Below are 17,442 nucleotides of genomic sequence, written 5' to 3' on the forward strand. Positions count from 1 at the left end.
TCCAGTCGTGGTCCTACACTAATTAAGGTTTCTTCTCTGAATAAAGAAGCGCTTTAAGATTTCCGAAGCCTCTTCTTCCATAACACCACCTACCACGGTTGTTTTAGGGTGTAGTTTCGTATTCATGGTCTTAAATCCCCTGTCCATATCCCTAGCCCCATATACAATCTTGGAAATCTGACTCCAGTATAGGGCCCCCGCACACATTTGGCAGGGCTCTAAGGTTACATACAAGGTACAATCCTGCAGGTATTTCCCTCCCAAGAAATTGGAAGCGGCCGTAATGGCCTGCATCTCGGCATGGGCAGTAACATCTACCAACTGCTCGGTTAAATTGTGTCCGCGGGCAATGATCCTATTATTAACTACCACAACCGCACCTACAGGAATCTCCCCTTTTTCAAAAGCCATCTCCGCCTCCTGTAAGGCTTTCTTCATAAAGTAAGTATCGTCAAAGGGCGTTATCATAGTCCGGTTTTTAGACTACAATAGTAATCAATAATTAAATTCAATGTAAAGTAAAACCCAATTTATCCCTTAACTCAATTCCTTCAAAACCGCATTTCTACACTTCAAGAAGAAAAAACCAATGCTACTACAAAAAGATAAAACGGCGATGTACCTTGCCATCCCCTTGCCCTGCATTCCTCTAAAATGATTTTACCCTTCCCTAGGTCAATAATCCCATAATGCACCATTCGTAGCGCTCTAATGCAACAAGGGATACCTAAAAACCTTAGTTTTGTACTTTATCTTTATTACATGTCGAAAGCTATATTACCACATATCAACGATCCGCACGACCTTCGGCAAAGAAGCTTGGAAGAATTGCCCCAATTGGCCAAGGAATTGCGAAGTTTCATAATAGACATTGTAGCCACCAAAGAAGGGCATCTTGGGGCCAGCTTAGGCGTTGTAGAGCTTACTATTGCCCTACATTATGTATTTAACACCCCCTATGACAAACTTATATGGGATGTTGGCCATCAAGCCTACGGACACAAGATACTTACTGGCCGAAGGGATGTTTTTCACACCAACAGACAACTAGGAGGTATTAGTGGATTCCCTCATCGGGAAGAAAGTGAATATGATGCATTTGGCACCGGGCATAGCTCCACCTCTATCTCGGCCATCTTGGGTATGGCCATGGCCTCCCATTTAAAAGGGGAAAAAGACAAGCAGCATATTGCTGTGATTGGGGATGCCTCCATTGCCAGCGGAATGGCTTTTGAAGGACTAAATCACGCAGGGGATACCAATCCTAATATTCTTATCGTATTAAATGACAATGCCATTGGCATAGATCCCAGCGTTGGGGCCCTAAAAAAATACCTAACCAATGTAAAGAAGGGCACAGCCAAGGATGAGAATCTTTTTGAGTGTTTAAACTTTAACTATACCGGACCTATAGACGGCCATAACCTCCCGCTTTTGATTAAAGAATTGGAGCGACTTAAATCTGTGCCAGGTCCTAAATTATTACACTTGATAACCACTAAAGGCAAGGGACTAAAAAAGGCGGAAGAAAACCAAGTGGTATACCATGCCCCGGGAAAATTTGATAGTATCACCGGCGACCTTTTACCCAAGGCCAATAAAATGGAACCGCCAAAGTATCAGGATGTATTTGGATATACCCTAGTTGAACTGGCCAAAAAAAACCCCAGGATTGTAGGGATTACCCCTGCAATGCCTACGGGTAGCTCTTTAAAGTATATGATGGACCGGTTGCCGGAGAGGGCCTTTGATGTGGGTATTGCCGAACAACACGCTGTAACCATGGCTGCGGGTATGGCCGCAGAAGGAATGGTTCCCTTTTGCAATATATACGCTACCTTTTTACAACGGGCCTATGATCAGGTAATACACGATGTGGCCCTACAAAATCTCCCCGTCATCTTCTGTCTGGACAGGGCCGGAATAGTGGGTCAGGATGGTGCCACTCATCACGGGCTGTTCGATATGGCCCAACTAAGAACCATCCCAAACCTAATTGTTTTTGCACCGATGAACGAGTTGGAGCTAAGGGATATTATGTACACTGCCCAATTGGGGCTACCACATCCCATTGCCATCAGATACCCCAGGGGCAGAGGAGTGGTATTGGATTGGAAACGCAAATTTTCTAAAATCCCTATAGGAAAGGCAGAAGAACTGCAAAAGGGCACGAAAATTGCTGTATTGTCAATCGGCCATATCGGAAATATGGTGGCCGACCTATTGCCAACCTTAAAAAATAAAAATGAAATTGGCCATTACAATATGCGATTTGTAAAACCATTGGACCAAGATATGTTACAGACCATATTCCAGGACTACACCCATATCATTACGATAGAGGACGGGTGTAGTGCCGGAGGTTTCGGCAGTGCCATTGTGGAATATGCCAACGAAGTAAATTGTGGGATCCCTATTCGCGTAATGGGGGTCCCCGATAAGTTTCTAGAACATGGAACCGTGGAAGAACTACATCATATTGCCCAAATAGATAAACAAGCCCTAAGAAAACAAATTAATAATCTATTGAACATCGTTTAACATGCGCAGTAAATTTAGCTTCATTATCCTTTTGTTTCTATGTATCATTCCTCTAAACGCACAAGTAGCACCTACCCAAAAAACAGCATCGGACACGCTTAGGGTATCGCCTATCCCGGTAGATACCATGAGGATAGACACTATGCGCGTAGACACCATAGTGATAAGAACACTGCACCAAAAAATTAAAAACGTTGCACGCGGGGCTAATTTAAGCGGACCGGTCATTACCTTTAATAAAACAAAGGCCTTAGACGAGGAGTACCGCCCCTTTAGGATTCCCTCTTTTTGGGATAAGGAAAACAAGCTGAGCGTAAATTTTAACGAGGTAGCTTTTATCAATTGGAATGCCGGGGGAAACAATTCCGTATCGGCCCTAGCAAACATAAAGTTTCTACGTAACTATAAATTCAGGTACGTAAAATGGGACAACTTATTGGAACTCCGTTACGGTTTAAACTCACAGGAGAAGCAAAAATTGAGAAAAACGGACGATGCGATCCGCATCAGCACCAACTTTGCCTATAGACGGGATACCATAAGCAACTGGTACTACTCTATAAGGGCAAACTTTAGAACTCAATTCTCTAACGGTTACAAATACCCCAACAGGGACAATCCCATCTCGAGGTTTATGGCCCCGGGCTACGGATTTATTGGTGCGGGAACCTCATACATCCCCGAAGGAAAGAAATTTGACCTCTACCTCTCCCCCTTTACGCAAAAGGCAACTTTTGTATTGGATCAGGAATTGGCAGATAGGGGATCTTTTGGAGTAGAACGGGCGCAATACGATGCGGAAGGAAATAAAATAAAAGATGGAGAAAACGTCATCATGGAATTTGGTATTCTAGTGACGAATAACTGGGAGACCGAAATTTTTGAAAACGTATTATTAAAACATCGTTTAAGCCTATATACGGACTACCTCAACAGCTTTGGAAATGTGGATATTGACTCGGAACTCAATATCTCCCTAAAGGTCAATAAAAATATAACAACCAATTTGGGGACCCATATAATTTATGACGACGATATTAAATTTGACCCTATAAAAGCGGATGATGGGACCATTATAAGTGATGGCACCCCAAAAATTCAGTTTAAACAGCTCTTTGGGGTGGGCATCAATTATAATTTTTAAACAGGGCTACAGCTGCTTCCCCATAATCTTGTTGTGGATGTGTACGGCGGCACTGTCCGAAAGACTGGCCACATAGCAGCAGGCATTCAATAATATATTATAAATAGATCCCTCGGTATCTCGGTACAACTCTGGCAGGGTAGAAAGTATCAAGGCGTCGTAATTGGACCTTTTATTTTCTTTCTGCCTCATTAAAGCGGTGGTATAAACTTCCAAAATGTCCGAGATAATCTTGTACCCAGCAATTTCCTTTTCTATAACTTCCTGTGACTGATATACCTTGTCTTTACTTATGGATAAAATATCTTGAATTTGCGCTTTAAACTTACTTTTCTCCAATAAGGAAACGCTAAACTCCCCTTTTAAAATAGCGTCTTCGTTGGCAATAAAAGTAGCTATGGCATCAGAAATTAAGGTGTTTATGGCCAATGCCCGCAAATAACTCATACGATCTTCCATATAGACCAACTCGTTATATTTCTTGACGTTGATGCTGTCTTTTACCAATTTAATCAGATATTCCAAGGCAAAATCCTCTGGAATTAACCCTAGGTTAATCCCATCTTCGAAGTCTATAATGGTATAGCAAATATCATCTGCAGCCTCCACCAAATAAGTTAAGGGATGCCTACAATAGCCAATATCACCACTTTGGGAAGTTGAAAGCAACCCCAATTCTGCGGCTACTTGTTTAAAGGAATCCACATCTGTCTGAAAAACCCCAAATTTTTTATCCGCTATATGCTTGGTGGGCTTTTTGGGCAGTGATTCCTTGGGATATTTCATAAAGGCGCCCAGGGTAGCATAACTAAGTCGCAAACCGCCTTCTACACCTTTTCTAGATTCGGTTAACAATTTATATCCATTAGCATTCCCTTCAAACTCCAAGATATCCTGATACTCCTTATCGCTAAGTTGCTCCTTAAAACGATGACCGTTCCCATTCTTAAAATACTCCCCAATGGCCTTTTCGCCACTATGCCCAAAGGGAGGATTCCCTATGTCGTGGGCCAAGGCTGCCGCTGCTACAATAGCTCCAAAGTCGTTAAACCTATACCCATGAATCTCACTTAAATAAGGGTGTTTCTCCAATACTTTTTTCCCAGCAATTCGCCCCAAGCTTCTGCCCACCACGGAAACCTCCAAGCTGTGGGTTAGGCGGGTGTGCACAAAATCTGTCTTGGACAAGGGGATTACCTGGGTCTTGTCCTGCAGGCTCCTAAAAGCCGCAGAAAAAATAACCCGATCATAATCTACTTCGAACCCCAAACGGGTTTCATCCTGTTCTTTTCGCAATCTTTTACTGGTATCCCCAAATCGTCTCAGAGAGAGTAATTGTTCCCATTTCATAGTACATAATTAAAACCCGCAAGATACATTTTTCAGGAATGGCCTTCCCACCAAACCTCCCCCAAATTCTCTTAGCCCCCTATTTTGCTTAACCATTCCTTAATCCCAACTTTACATTCGTCACAAAAGGATTTCCTAATTTAGCAGTTGTTTATAAACAACCTTGTTTCATTATTTTGTTAGTTTTTGTCGACTATAATCTTGAAACTCAGCTACCTTTGGCCAAGGTAGCTTTTCTATTTAAACTAAAATTGTTCTTCAGTTAACGTTAAATTAACGTACAATCCTGTAATTTGCAGTCGACAAAAACTAATGATTACACTTATGAAACAATTAGCATGTTTGCTATTTATTCTATTATTGGCACCCGTATATTCCCAAACCGAAGCCCCGGAGTTTGGTAAGGGATTATTAAATCTGGTGGGGAAGGATAGCAGTTGGACGATGAACCTTGCCACCCGATTTCAGTTTTTGACCACCACTACTTGGGATCAAAACGCCGATGACAAATGGGCAGATCCCCATACCACGGCCTTGGTCCGCAGGGCACGATTAAAATTTAAGGGATATGCCTATTCCCCAAAACTAAAGTACAAGGTAGAACTAGGACTATCTAACCGAGATATGTCCGGAGCCTCCATTTACACGAGCAATGCCCCTAGATTTATTCTAGATGCCTTTGTTATGTGGAATTTCTATGAAAACTTTGAATTGTGGATTGGGCAGACCAAGTTACCCGGCAATATGGAACGGGTAATATCTTCCGGGAACCTACAACAGGTAGACCGATCGCGCTTAAACAGTAGGTTCACTTTAGATAGGGAAACAGGAATACAGCTTAGGCACCAATTCTACCTCTTCAACAATTTCTTGATTCGCGAAAGGTTTGCACTATCCCAAGGGGAAGGCAGAAATGTCACCAATGGCAATATAGGAGGCGCCCAATTTACCAGTCGTTTAGAACTACTCCCTTTTGGTGAGTTTACCAAAGGAGGGGAATATTCCGGAGCCGATATGGCCCGTGAAGAAAGTCCAAAGCTTATGCTTGCAGCTACCTATGACCATAACAAAAATGCGGTTAAGACTAGAAGCAATCAGGGGAGTTATATGACCAATGATATTGGATTCCATCATACGGATATAAATACCGTTTTTGTGGATGCCATGTTCAAATACCAGGGCTTCTCCTTTATGGGGGAATACGCCCATAGAACTGCCAAAGATCCCATCGCAAAAAATTCTGATGGCAGTCTAACAGGAGATATTGTACAAGTGGGCGATGGCCTCAACCTACAGTCGGGCTACCTTTTTAACAATAACTGGGAGGTTTCCGGTAGGTATACCCATATCGCCTTAGACAAGCTTATAACAGGCAATCCTAAAGAAAATCAATATACCTTAGGCCTTTCCAAGTACATAGTGGGCCATAAATTAAAAGTTCAGACAGATCTAAGCTATATGTCGGTAAATGGAGGAACCGATGAATTAATGTATAGATTACAGTTCGATATACATTTTTAACCAATAACATAACCTTTTCATAACATTAGTGACCAATTCACTTTGGATATTTGCAAACATTTATCTTAACAACTATGGATGATATTTACTTTTTGATGATAATAGCCCTTGTCTTTTTGGCAATTGCCGATTTGATAGTAGGGGTGAGCAATGATGCAGTGAACTTTTTAAACTCTGCCATTGGTTCTAAAGCGATTTCTTTTAGGACTATTATGGTGGTAGCGAGCATTGGAATTGCCGTAGGGGCCATTTTCTCCTCAGGAATGATGGAGGTAGCCCGAAAGGGGATCTTTAATCCCAGCGAGTTTATGTTTAACGAGATTATGATCATTTTTATGGCGGTCATGATTACAGACATCCTACTGTTAGACTTCTTTAATACCATAGGGATGCCCACTTCCACTACGGTTTCTATCGTATTTGAACTATTGGGGGCCTCGGTAGCCATGGCGCTTATAAAAATAGGGGCCGCTTCTGGAAGCTATGTGGAAGTATTCAACTACATTAATACCTCCAAAGCCACAGAAATTATCCTGGGAATTCTGCTCTCGGTGGTCATCGCATTCTCGGTGGGTGCCTTTGTACAGTATATTTCCCGCTTATTGCTCTCCTTTAATTTTAGGAGAAAGGCAAAATGGATAGGCGCCTTATTTGCCGGAACAGCACTAACGGCCATTACCTACTTTATATTGATCAAAGGATTAAAGGGTGCTTCCTTTGTAAGCGACAGTGTATTAGAATTTACCCAAAACCACACTGCAGGCATTATAATTGGGAGCCTTGCGTTATGGTCCCTAATTTCTTACCTATTAACTGCCTTCTTTAAATACGACAGTTACAAACTTATTATTATTGCAGGTACCTTTGCCCTAGCGCTTGCCTTTGCGGGGAACGACTTGGTGAACTTTATTGGGGTACCAATAGCCGCTTGGCAATCTTTTGAGGCTTGGCAGGCATCTGGAATAGCGGCCGATCAATTTAATATGGGTATTCTTGCCAACAAGGTTGCTACCCCTACCTACCTCTTGTTCGGGGCAGGAATAACAATGGTGCTTACCCTTTGGTTTTCTAAAAAGGCGCGCTATGTTACCCAAACAGAAATTAACCTATCCCGTGAAGGGGAATCCAAAGAGCGTTTTCAACCCAACTTTTTGTCAAGAAGTATTGTAAGGGGAGCCATGCTAATATCTGCCGGTGCAGATGCTATTACACCTGCTTCCTTAAAGAAAAAAATTGATGCCAATTTTGAGAAGCCAGTCATAGCCCTTTCTAAGGATAAGACCTTTGAGATGCCCGCTTTCGATATTATTAGGGCAGCGGTAAACCTTATGGTAGCCGGGGTATTAATCTCCATTGCAACCTCTTACAAATTACCGTTATCTACTACTTACGTAACCTTTATGGTGGCCATGGGTACTTCCTTGGCCGATAGGGCGTGGGGTGCAGAAAGTGCTGTTTACCGGGTTGCCGGAGTACTAAATGTAATTGGCGGTTGGTTTTTTACTGCATTGATGGCATTCGTCTCAGCGGCGGTCATCGCTTACCTAATCAATATTCACGTCCCTTCTATGCTGGCCATCCTATTGTTGATTGCGGTACTTTTATTGGTTCGCAACTATATTTCCCACAACAAAAAATCCAAGGAAATTAGTGCTGAGGATAGCTTGAGAAAAGCGGAAAGCAGCTCTATACAAGGAGTTATTGAAGAAAGTGCCAATAATATATCTAATGTTGCCAAAAGAGGTAATAAGATATACACCAATACCATCAACGGTTTAGCAAAGCAAGATTTAGACTTGCTTAAGAAAAACAAGAAGCAGGTGGTAAAACTATCCAACGAGGTAGATGAATTAAGAGACCACATCTTCTTCTTCATTAAAAACCTAGATGAGGCAAGTGTTGGTGCAAGTAACTTCTACATTAATATTTTAGGTTATTTACAGGATATGACCCAATCCCTGGAGTACCTGTCCAAGATTAGCCACAAGCACATCAACAACAACCACAAGAAGTTGAAGTACAACCAGATAAAGGAAATTAAGGAAATAGATCAGAAGTTAGACTTATTGCTTAGCGAGACCAAGGAAGCTTTTGAAACCCGTAATTTCACCCAGATAGGATCTATATTAGGTAGTAAGCAGACGCTGTTAGATATGGTCTCCCAGAAGATTGAAAAACAGATCGCAAGGACTCGTACAGAAGAATCGAGCCCCAAGAACACTACCCTTTACTTTACCATTCTCTTGGAAACAAAGGATTTTATAAACGCCACTATGAATTTATTGGAATTATACTACCAAGAACATGACAGTACGGTGAAGCCCGCCAAAGTAGAAGTGTAGGCTTCCCAATTTTAAATCAAAAAGGCAACCTGTGCAAGCTTAGCATGGGTTGCCTTTTTTTTATCAACTTCTCTACAGTCCCCCTTTTTTCTTTCTTTGTTTCTAGAAAACTCCAACCAGTCTATACCTTATATAAAATCCTTTTGAGTATAATGGCAGGTTTCTCCTAAACCACCCGCCACTTTTCCCTATATCCTAACTCCGATTACCAACCACAAGTCCCTCCTTAACATTCCCTCAGTATTTTTAAACAATACCTCCGATTACAGCAATAATCCTATTATCTATCCGCAACATTCTCATTATTGGAGTCAAAAAAATACAAAAAAGTGAAAAAATAATATTGCCGTATTAAATCTTTTTCTAACTTCACTTAGTCTTAATTATTTGTTAAAAACTAAAACCAACCACACCCAATGTACTCAAGACCAGCTTTTAACAAAGTAGTTGTAGCAATTATTGCATTGGCGACCCTTACCAACTGCTCGGGCCCCAAACGAATAAAATTCCCAGAGCCGGTAGATACTGAAACCAGGCCAATTACCTATCAAAAAAAGCAGTTGTTAGCAATACCTGAGCTGGGGCTGTATTTGGACAACACTTTTGCTGGGGCAAGACTCAATGGATTTCAAAAAACCAATGATTCTACCATCACCCTATATATTCAACCAGAAAACCAACCTATAAACAATAGTCCCTATTATGCATTTAAAACATGGGCAGACCATCAAAAACCGGTCTACTTTACCTTTCATTACCCAAAGGGATATAAACATCGGTACATCCCAAAACTTAAACAAAACGGAGCACCATGGACCATAGTAGATTCGTCCCAGTACTCCTTTAGGGATTCTATTTTCACCCTTAAAGTGAAGGTATCCCCAGACACCACACTTATCGCCGCACAAGAAATCTATAACAGTAAGCTTACCAAGGACTGGTATACGGGGCTGGCAAATACAAACCCCACCGCGGTACGTTTAAAAAGTGCAGGAAGCACCCCAGGAAATAGAGACATCCCCTATCTAGATCTCTACCAAGGCAGTGCTAAGGGAAAAGACGTTGTAATACTTATAACACGGCAGCACCCACCAGAGGTCACCGGGTTTATGGCCTTTCAAAGTTTTTTGGAAACCATTTTAGACCATTCTGCCCTTTCCAAGTCCTTCCTAAACAAGTATCGGGTCATGGCCTTTCCCATTATGAATCCCGATGGGGTAGACCTAGGCCACTGGAGACATAATGCCGGCGGGGTAGATTTAAATAGGGACTGGTCCAAATACCGACAACCAGAGATAAGACAGGTAGTCTCTACCATTGAGGAAGTCCTAAAAAAAGACCAAGGAAAGGTACTTCTGGGTCTCGATTTCCACTCCACCTGGTATGATGTATTTTATACCAATGACCAGCGGGAAGGCACTACCATTCCCAATTTTCTACCACAGTGGTTTGCTGGTTTGGAAAATAACATTCCCAATTATACGGTAAATGAAAAAAGTAGCACCAGCACCAAGCCAGTATCCAAGGGCTGGTTTTTAAACAGATTTAAGGCTATAGGAATCACTTATGAAATTGGGGATGATACCCCACGGGACTTTATCGCCTTAAAGGGTAGGGTATCTGCCCAGGAAATGATGAGAATACTAGTAAACATGAATAACTAAAACCATTTCAATGAAAAAACAATTAATTTTTCTAATCGCTACACTATTCCTTGTAGGACTGGGCCAGGCCCAAGTGACCGTAACAGGAAATGTAGGTGATGGAGCAGGCCCCCTACCTGGGGCATCCATCATTATTAAAGGCACCGACCAAGGGACCACCAGTGACTTTGATGGAAATTATTCCATTGATGCAGCAACAGGGGATATCCTGCTCTTCTCCTATGTGGGTTACAAATCCCAGGAAATTGCCGTTGGAACCAACACCACTATCAATGTGGTATTACAGGAAGATGCACAAGCCTTGGACGAGGTAGTGGTATCCGTACTGGGATTTAAGGAAAAACGGGACAATGTGGCCTCTACCTATTCGGTTATTGGAGCAGAAAGCGCCCTGCGCTCTAAGGAACCCACCTTGGTAAACAGTTTGGCCGGGAAGGCTGCAGGTTTAAGCATAACAGGCACCAGTGCCGATCCTGGTGCAGGATCTACCATACAGATCCGAGGGGTGAGTTCCATTAATGGGAGTGCGCCGCTTATTGTAGTAGACGGTATTCCCATTAACAATAGCAATTTGGAAGGCTTGGGGAGTGATTCGGACGGTGGAGTATCCCAGCAATCGCGTTTAAACGACATTAACCCAGACGACATAGAATCTATCCAAGTCTTTAAAGGGGCCTCCGCAGGTGCCATTTACGGCTCTAGGGCGCTAGGTGGAGTGATAGTGATCACCACCAAAAGGGGAAAAGAAGGAAAGATGGCGGTTTCTTTGAGCTCTTCGGTCTCTATTGATAAAATAAATAGAAGGCACCCCTTACAGAAAAGTTTTGGACAAGGATCCAATGGCAACTATAGCCCAACCAGTGCCAACTCTTGGGGCGATCGTATCTCGGACCGGTCTGGAGCAGCCGATGTATTGGACACTAGCGGTCAATATTTTGAGGCACAGGACGGCACCTTATATTACCCCATCACCCAAAAGAATAGCAACGCCATCTATTCCGATAGGAATTTTGACAGGGTATTCAATGATGGAATCGCCCAGGACATTAAGCTCAATGTTTCCGGTGGTAGTGAACGCGCCACCTTTTACTTTAGCGTTTCCCATTTAAACCAGGAGGGAATCATAAAAGCCTCGGATTATTACAAGAATACTTTTACCATTGGAAATACGTATAAGTTTAATGATTGGCTAAGCTCCTCGGCCAAGGTTTCCTATACCAACAGCAAATCCAACAGAATACAACAAGGCTCCAACACAGCTGGTATCTACTTGGGATTGTTACGCACCCCACCAGATTTTGATATTTCGGACTACATAGGCACTTATTATGACAGCAACGGGAATCCGGTACCGCTTCGCCACCGATCCTATAGAAGATATTTAGGAAATACCCAAAATCCCACGTACAACAACCCCTTATGGACGGTGAACGAAGTAACTAGTGAAACCGCAGTAGACCGCGTCTTTGGTTCCGTTGATTTTAATATCAAGGCCACTCCTTGGTTAGCCTTTATTCTACGGGGCGGCCTGGACACCTACAATGATGATCGGGTATATTTCTTCCCTATGTTTTCGGCAGATGGAGCCAATAACGGGAGGTACCAAAACGAAATTTTCAACAATACGGAGATATCCGCCGATCTTATCTCCATGCTAAATTTTTCCCTAGGGGATAAAATAACGAATAAAACCACCTTTGGCGCTGCCATAAACGATAGGGACAGAAAGCAGTTGTATGTAGAGGCAATCGATTTCCTCTACAACAGCCGACTACAAAATCCGTCCATAGCCGCCAACAAGGATGTTATAGAAAGGAAAACCAAAATAAGAAACGTACGCTTTTATGGGCAGACCAGTTTTGACTATGACGATCTGTTAAACCTAAATTTGGGACTTACCCATGAGGACGCTTCTTCCAGTTCCGAAGCATTGGTTTACCCCAGTGCAGAATTGGGCTTTAAATGGAGTAACTTACTTAACCTAGAACCTAGTAGCGCCCTTTCTTTTGCCAAGCTTAGATTGGCCTATGGAGAGGTAGGATTGGCACCCGATGCCCATGGTTGGGAAACTGGGTACGAGACCGCCACCTACTCTTCCTATTCCGATGGTATTTCCCTTACTGCCTTTGGTGGGGGCTTTAGATTGAATGACGACCAGGGAAATCCACTGCTGAAATTTGAAAGAAAGAAGGAGTACGAATTGGGAATGGATCTTCGTTTCTTTAGAAATCGCATACGCCTATCCGGAACCTATTATTACAATGAGACCAATGACATGATCTTGAACCTAGACCTTAACCCCTCCTCTGGCTTTGACACCTTCTCCGGGAACGTAGCTTCCTTGGAGAATAGGGGGTATGAAGTGGAATTTGACTATAATTTCCTGAAAAAAGAGCACCTTTCCCTCAGTATCTACGGGAACGTCTTTGGCAATAAAAATGAAGTAACAGACCTGGGAGGAGTTGCTTCCGTAGACCTCACCCCAGGATCTTCCATTAAATCCAGCGCCGTATTGGGAGAGCCCTTGGGCGTTCTCTTGGGAAGTGCGGCCCTAAAAAATCCGGATGGTAGTCTAAACCTGGATGAAAACGGTTTTCCGCAGTTAGATACCTCTGGGGATAAGGTGCTGGGCGACCCCAACCCGGATTGGCGTGGCGCTGCAGGGCTACGTGCAAATTGGAAAGGCCTATCCCTTAATGTATTGTTCGAAACCAGTCAGGGTAATGATATAGGGGAAAGGACAAAGTATGTTCTATACGGTTTTGGTACCCATGCAGATGTTGGCAACGACGTTACCCTTTCCCAAAACCTACTGAATGCGGACGGGGACCTTATAACGGCCGGAAGCACGGTACGGGGCAATGTAATGGACTTTGGCGGCGGGCCGGTACTATTGGACCAAAGCTGGTATACCTCCCTGGGAGGAGGCTTTGGAGGGTCTGTAATTAACGAGTTTGCCATAGGCGATGCCAGCTGGACCAGATTAAGGGAACTAAGCCTAGCCTATAGCCTGGAGGGCGACTTAATGAAGCGGATAGGACTGGAATCCGTACAGTTCTCCCTCACGGGAAGGAACATTGCCTTGTGGACCAAGGTTAAGGGGATAGACCCAGATGTAAATCAGTTTGGTGCAGGCGTGGGAAAAGGCCTGGATTACTTTACCAACCCTAGCTCTAAATCTGTGGTTATTGGAATTAATATTAATTATTAAAAATATTAGCGATGAAAAAATATATAAAACAGCTAGTGAGCATAACATTGCTTCTATCCCTTGTAGGCTGCGAAAGTTATTTGGATGTAAACGAGGATCCCAATGTAGCCACCGATGTCCCGCCAGAACTACTCCTAAAGGGTATGGAGCTGGCCAATGTACAGATCCAATCCGGACACCTCATGAGAATTTCCCAATTTTGGACGGGCCAGATGAGGGGTGTGGACAACCTCTATGGTAGAATCAACGATTATATTATCTCTCCCGAAGATTCTAACGGCATATGGGCTTTTATGTACCACGGAGTGATGACCCAAAACGACATCATTCAGGAAACCTCCAATGACAACCTTTTAAAAGGAATTTCCAATATTCTGGAGGCACATGCCATAGGTAGTTTTACCTCCATGTTTGGAGATGTTCCCTATAGCGAAGTAGGCGTAGCAGAAAATCCAATTTTTGACGGACAGCAAGCAGTGCTGCAGGCGGCACAATCCGTCTTAAACACTGCTATTTCCCAATTAAACATGGTACCAGAGTCCAGAAGATTTCAGGATGACATCTTTTTGGGAGGAAATCCAAAGGCATGGATACAAGTAGCCCACAGCTTAAAGGCGCGTTATTTTTTAATGACAAGACAATACGACCAGGCCTATCAAAGTGCGCTGTTAGGCGTGCAATCTGCGGAAAACTCCCTACGGTATGCCGCAGCGTACAGTGATTACGGTTCCACGGATGAGAATAGTAGCCTCTACAACCTAATTTTGAGAGGAAGTAGGGCGGGCGACCTTACATCCAATGGTTCATTTCTACAGGACTTGCTGGATAAAGACAACCCCAATTCCCGGAACAATCCCAAGACTGATGAAAGTAGAAGGCGCGATTATCTTATTCTGGATAATGCCGCAATTAATGACAACAGACTAAGCGCCGCACATGCCACCATGCCCTTGGTGACCTATGAGGAAAATTTAATGATCCTAGCGGAAACCGCTTATAGAACGGTGAGTTTTGAGGAGGCTCTAGGCCATTTAAACACCTTAAGACAGTATTTAAATACCGGCAATGCCTTTAAAGGAGATCCCGGCCTAACCTTTCAATACGATGCCTATGTTGCGGCCGATTTTGATGCCGGTGGCATGATGAACTCAGACAATATAGAGGCAGGAAAGGCCCTTTTACGCGAAATTATGGAGGAAAAATACGTAACGGGCTTTGGCACCTTAACTCCTTTTGATGATTTTAGACGCATACGGACTACCGATCCGGATATCGCCATGCCGCTTCCTATAAATGCAGGCAATGCTTATCCAGAAAGGTTTTTAATTGCACAGGACGAGATCGATGGGAATCCCAATGCCCCAAGCCCCATACCAGACCTTTTCCAAAAAACTTCGCTAAATCAGTAACCAAAAAAGTAGAACCTAAAAGGCTCCCAAAACCTAGGTTTTGGGAGCCTTTTTATTATGGTTGATAGGAATAGAATACCTTTTCCGGAGGTTGTTTAGCTCGCTGCTACGCCTAGCGATAAAAATTCATATGATCGATATATTTCCAAACAGCTTCAGTTAGCATAGGCCGTATATTTTTACCCTCTTTTATTTGTTTACGAATAAAGGTAGAGGATATCTCCATAATGGGAGCTGCAATATGATGTATCTTGGGATGTCCCTGAAATTGAGTATCCGTTTTCCCTTCAGAAACTCTTGGATAAACATAGATGTCGTGATTCTCCAGAATAACCTCATAGTTTTTCCATTTATGGAACCCTTTTAGGTTATCCTCGCCCATAATAAGGGAAAAGTGATATTTATCCCCGTACTTTTCGGATATATGAGCCAGGGTATGCACGGTATAATTAGGCTGCGGTAGATTAAACTCGATATCGCTGGGCCGCAATTTGGGATAATCGGTAACTGCCTCATAGATCAATTGGTACCGATGGTGGTTCTCCAATAAGGTCTTTTTGGTTTTAAATGGACTTTGGGGGGTAATTACAAACCACACCTCATCCAAATCCGAAAATTCTGCCATATGGTTCGCAATTACCATATGGCCTATATGTATGGGGTTGAACGTCCCAAAAAACAAACCCACCCGTTTCTGTTTCATGTGTGCTATAAGTCCTTTATCATTTTAAAATAACCGTTTATACCCTCTCCAGTACTAACAGTACTGAGTAATCTATGTAGCTTTTGGGGTTACCCCTACAAAATCGGCCACCAACTGATGTGCTTCCTCCAACGCTACCTCTAGGTCGTAATTCTTTATAATACGGTCAAATTGTGGTGCCGTTGCCAGTTCTACAGAAGCCTTGGCAACTCGCATATTAATTTTGTCCTCGGATTCCGTACTTCGTTTCTTTAACCTTATTTTTAGTTCATCCACGCTAGGGGGCTTCACAAAAACGGCAAGGGTCTGTTCCGGGAACTTCTTTTTAATCCGTAAGCCCCCTACCACATCAATATCAAAGATTACATTCTTTCCTTCGGCCCAGAGACGCTCTACCTCACTCTTTAGGGTACCGTAAAAGTTATCTCGGTATACCTCTTCCCATTCCAAAAAATTGTCCTCCTTTATATGTTGCTTAAACTCGGACAAGTCCATAAAATAATAATGCTCCCCGTGTTTCTCCTCACCTCGCCTTGGTCTGGAGGTGGCAGATATGGAAAAAGCCAAATTAAGTTCTGGTTGCTTTAAAAGATGTTTTACTATAGTAGTCTTACCACTCCCGGATGGTGCTGAAAATATAATTAACTTTCCTCCTTTCATTATAATACGTTGAGCATTTGTTCCTTAATTTTTTCCAATTCGTCTTTCATCTGCACCACCAACTGTTGCATGGGCGCAAAGTTAGCCTTGGACCCAATGGTGTTTATTTCCCTACCGATTTCTTGTCCAATAAAGGCTAATTTTTTACCGTTAGAATCCACAGAATTAAGGGTAGTAGTAAAATAATCCAAGTGGTTTTGCAATCTTACCTTTTCTTCGGTAATATCATATTTCTCCAAATAATAGATCAACTCCTGCTCAAAGCGATTGGCATCTACATTTTCCTTTATATCTGCAATCGCCTTCTCCAATCGCTCCCTAACGGTTTGCAATCTATCCTTATCCATTTCCGTGACCTGGGAAAGCAACTCCTTTAAATTGGTGATACGGGCTTCAAAATCGTTTTCCAAGACCCTTCCTTCCTCCGTTCTAAAGGCATTAATTTCCTTTAAGGCCAAGACCAATCCCTCTTTTATAACCTTAAACTCTTCTTCATCTATATCTTCCCTTTCCGTTTTCATGGTATCGGGCATACGCATTGCGATTTCCAACAATGCCATATCATTTCCAGGTACAATTCCACCTAACTGCTGCATATACTGCTTCACTACGGCCTCATTAACCACCGAAGAAGTCTCTACACCCGTGTTTTCAACATATAGACCAAAGTCTACCTTCCCTCTCACTAGTGAACTAGCGATGGTTTTACGCAGCTCTAATTCCTTTTCCCGGTAAGCCGAAGGAATCCTGGTGTTTAAATCTAGACTTTTGCTGTTAAGGGATTTGATCTCTATGGTGATCTTTTTGGATGGAAGTTGTATCACATGCTTCCCAAAACCCGTCATGGATTGAATCATAAAATAAATTTAAATTTTGACAAATGTAATCAAATTAGAT

12 protein-coding genes are annotated in these 17,442 nt (G+C 42.7%); 7 read left to right on the forward strand and 5 right to left on the reverse strand.

The window, feature by feature from the left end; all coding sequences use genetic code 11:
- Positions 1-18: 18 nt before the first annotated feature.
- A complete protein-coding gene (locus BV214_RS04925; protein WP_086476385.1) occupies positions 19-468 on the reverse strand; it encodes a nucleoside deaminase in 450 nt (149 codons plus the stop codon).
- A 294-nt stretch (positions 469-762) separates the two neighbouring features.
- Between BV214_RS04925 and BV214_RS04930 the strand changes: the two genes are divergently transcribed.
- Positions 763-2,541: a 1-deoxy-D-xylulose-5-phosphate synthase gene (locus BV214_RS04930; protein ID WP_086476386.1), complete on the forward strand. Its 1,779-nt coding sequence runs from the start codon at positions 763-765 to the stop codon at positions 2,539-2,541.
- Between the two features lies 1 nt (position 2,542).
- Positions 2,543-3,685, forward strand: coding sequence for a DUF3078 domain-containing protein (locus tag BV214_RS04935; RefSeq protein ID WP_086476387.1), 1,143 nt, complete (start codon positions 2,543-2,545; stop codon positions 3,683-3,685).
- A gap of 6 nt (positions 3,686-3,691) precedes the next feature.
- Here the strand turns inward: BV214_RS04935 and dgt are convergent, their stop codons facing one another.
- Entirely contained in the window at positions 3,692-5,035 is a 1,344-nt protein-coding gene (gene dgt, locus BV214_RS04940) for a dGTP triphosphohydrolase (RefSeq protein ID WP_086476388.1), read from the reverse strand.
- Between the two features lie 324 nt (positions 5,036-5,359).
- Here dgt and BV214_RS04945 point away from each other — a divergent pair, with 324 nt between their 5' ends.
- The 5 genes from BV214_RS04945 to BV214_RS04965 all read left to right on the forward strand — a co-directional run bounded on the left by BV214_RS04945 (position 5,360) and on the right by BV214_RS04965 (position 15,182).
- Positions 5,360-6,556 carry a porin gene (locus BV214_RS04945; protein WP_086476389.1) on the forward strand — a complete coding sequence of 399 codons (1,197 nt, stop codon included), beginning with the start codon at positions 5,360-5,362 and terminating at the stop codon, positions 6,554-6,556.
- 74 nt (positions 6,557-6,630) lie between these two features.
- A complete protein-coding gene (locus tag BV214_RS04950; protein ID WP_086476390.1) occupies positions 6,631-8,898 on the forward strand; it encodes an inorganic phosphate transporter in 2,268 nt (755 codons plus the stop codon).
- Between the two features lie 416 nt (positions 8,899-9,314).
- Positions 9,315-10,562, forward strand: a complete 1,248-nt coding sequence (locus tag BV214_RS04955; RefSeq protein WP_086476391.1) for a M14 family metallopeptidase — start codon at positions 9,315-9,317, stop codon at positions 10,560-10,562.
- A 10-nt stretch (positions 10,563-10,572) separates the two neighbouring features.
- The gene (locus BV214_RS04960; protein WP_086476392.1) at positions 10,573-13,773 is read left to right on the forward strand and encodes a SusC/RagA family TonB-linked outer membrane protein; all 3,201 of its coding nucleotides are present in this window, start codon (positions 10,573-10,575) and stop codon (positions 13,771-13,773) included.
- A gap of 11 nt (positions 13,774-13,784) precedes the next feature.
- Positions 13,785-15,182 (forward strand): SusD/RagB family nutrient-binding outer membrane lipoprotein, encoded by a 1,398-nt coding sequence (locus BV214_RS04965; protein WP_086476393.1) that lies wholly within the window; start codon positions 13,785-13,787, stop codon positions 15,180-15,182.
- A 112-nt stretch (positions 15,183-15,294) separates the two neighbouring features.
- Here the strand turns inward: BV214_RS04965 and nadD are convergent, their stop codons facing one another.
- The 3 genes from nadD to BV214_RS04980 form a co-directional block, all read right to left on the reverse strand.
- Positions 15,295-15,885 (reverse strand): nicotinate (nicotinamide) nucleotide adenylyltransferase, encoded by a 591-nt coding sequence (nadD, locus tag BV214_RS04970; protein WP_086476394.1) that lies wholly within the window; start codon positions 15,883-15,885, stop codon positions 15,295-15,297.
- 72 nt (positions 15,886-15,957) lie between these two features.
- Complete coding sequence (gene gmk, locus BV214_RS04975; RefSeq protein WP_086476395.1) at positions 15,958-16,545, reverse strand: guanylate kinase; 588 nt, start codon at positions 16,543-16,545, stop codon at positions 15,958-15,960.
- Positions 16,545-17,402 carry a YicC/YloC family endoribonuclease gene (locus tag BV214_RS04980; RefSeq protein ID WP_086476396.1) on the reverse strand — a complete coding sequence of 286 codons (858 nt, stop codon included), beginning with the start codon at positions 17,400-17,402 and terminating at the stop codon, positions 16,545-16,547. Before BV214_RS04980 ends, gmk begins: the two co-directional genes overlap by 1 nt.
- Between the last annotated feature and the right edge of the window lie 40 nt (positions 17,403-17,442).

Source organism: Arenibacter amylolyticus, assembly GCF_002150785.1.
GTDB lineage: Bacteria > Bacteroidota > Bacteroidia > Flavobacteriales > Flavobacteriaceae > Arenibacter > Arenibacter amylolyticus.

Bases quoted from the DNA above. Each gene is read 5' to 3' on its own strand.
- BV214_RS04925 (WP_086476385.1), bottom strand. From the start codon at position 468: ATGATAACGCCCTTTGACGATACTTACTTTATGAAGAAAGCCTTACAG.
- BV214_RS04935 (WP_086476387.1), top strand. From the start codon at position 2,543: ATGCGCAGTAAATTTAGCTTCATTATCCTTTTGTTTCTATGTATCATT.
- BV214_RS04930 (WP_086476386.1), top strand. From the start codon at position 763: ATGTCGAAAGCTATATTACCACATATCAACGATCCGCACGACCTTCGG.
- BV214_RS04945 (WP_086476389.1), top strand. From the start codon at position 5,360: ATGAAACAATTAGCATGTTTGCTATTTATTCTATTATTGGCACCCGTA.
- dgt (WP_086476388.1), bottom strand. From the start codon at position 5,035: ATGAAATGGGAACAATTACTCTCTCTGAGACGATTTGGGGATACCAGT.
- BV214_RS04950 (WP_086476390.1), top strand. From the start codon at position 6,631: ATGGATGATATTTACTTTTTGATGATAATAGCCCTTGTCTTTTTGGCA.
- BV214_RS04955 (WP_086476391.1), top strand. From the start codon at position 9,315: ATGTACTCAAGACCAGCTTTTAACAAAGTAGTTGTAGCAATTATTGCA.
- BV214_RS04980 (WP_086476396.1), bottom strand. From the start codon at position 17,402: ATGATTCAATCCATGACGGGTTTTGGGAAGCATGTGATACAACTTCCA.
- nadD (WP_086476394.1), bottom strand. From the start codon at position 15,885: ATGAAACAGAAACGGGTGGGTTTGTTTTTTGGGACGTTCAACCCCATA.
- BV214_RS04965 (WP_086476393.1), top strand. From the start codon at position 13,785: ATGAAAAAATATATAAAACAGCTAGTGAGCATAACATTGCTTCTATCC.
- BV214_RS04960 (WP_086476392.1), top strand. From the start codon at position 10,573: ATGAAAAAACAATTAATTTTTCTAATCGCTACACTATTCCTTGTAGGA.
- gmk (WP_086476395.1), bottom strand. From the start codon at position 16,545: ATGAAAGGAGGAAAGTTAATTATATTTTCAGCACCATCCGGGAGTGGT.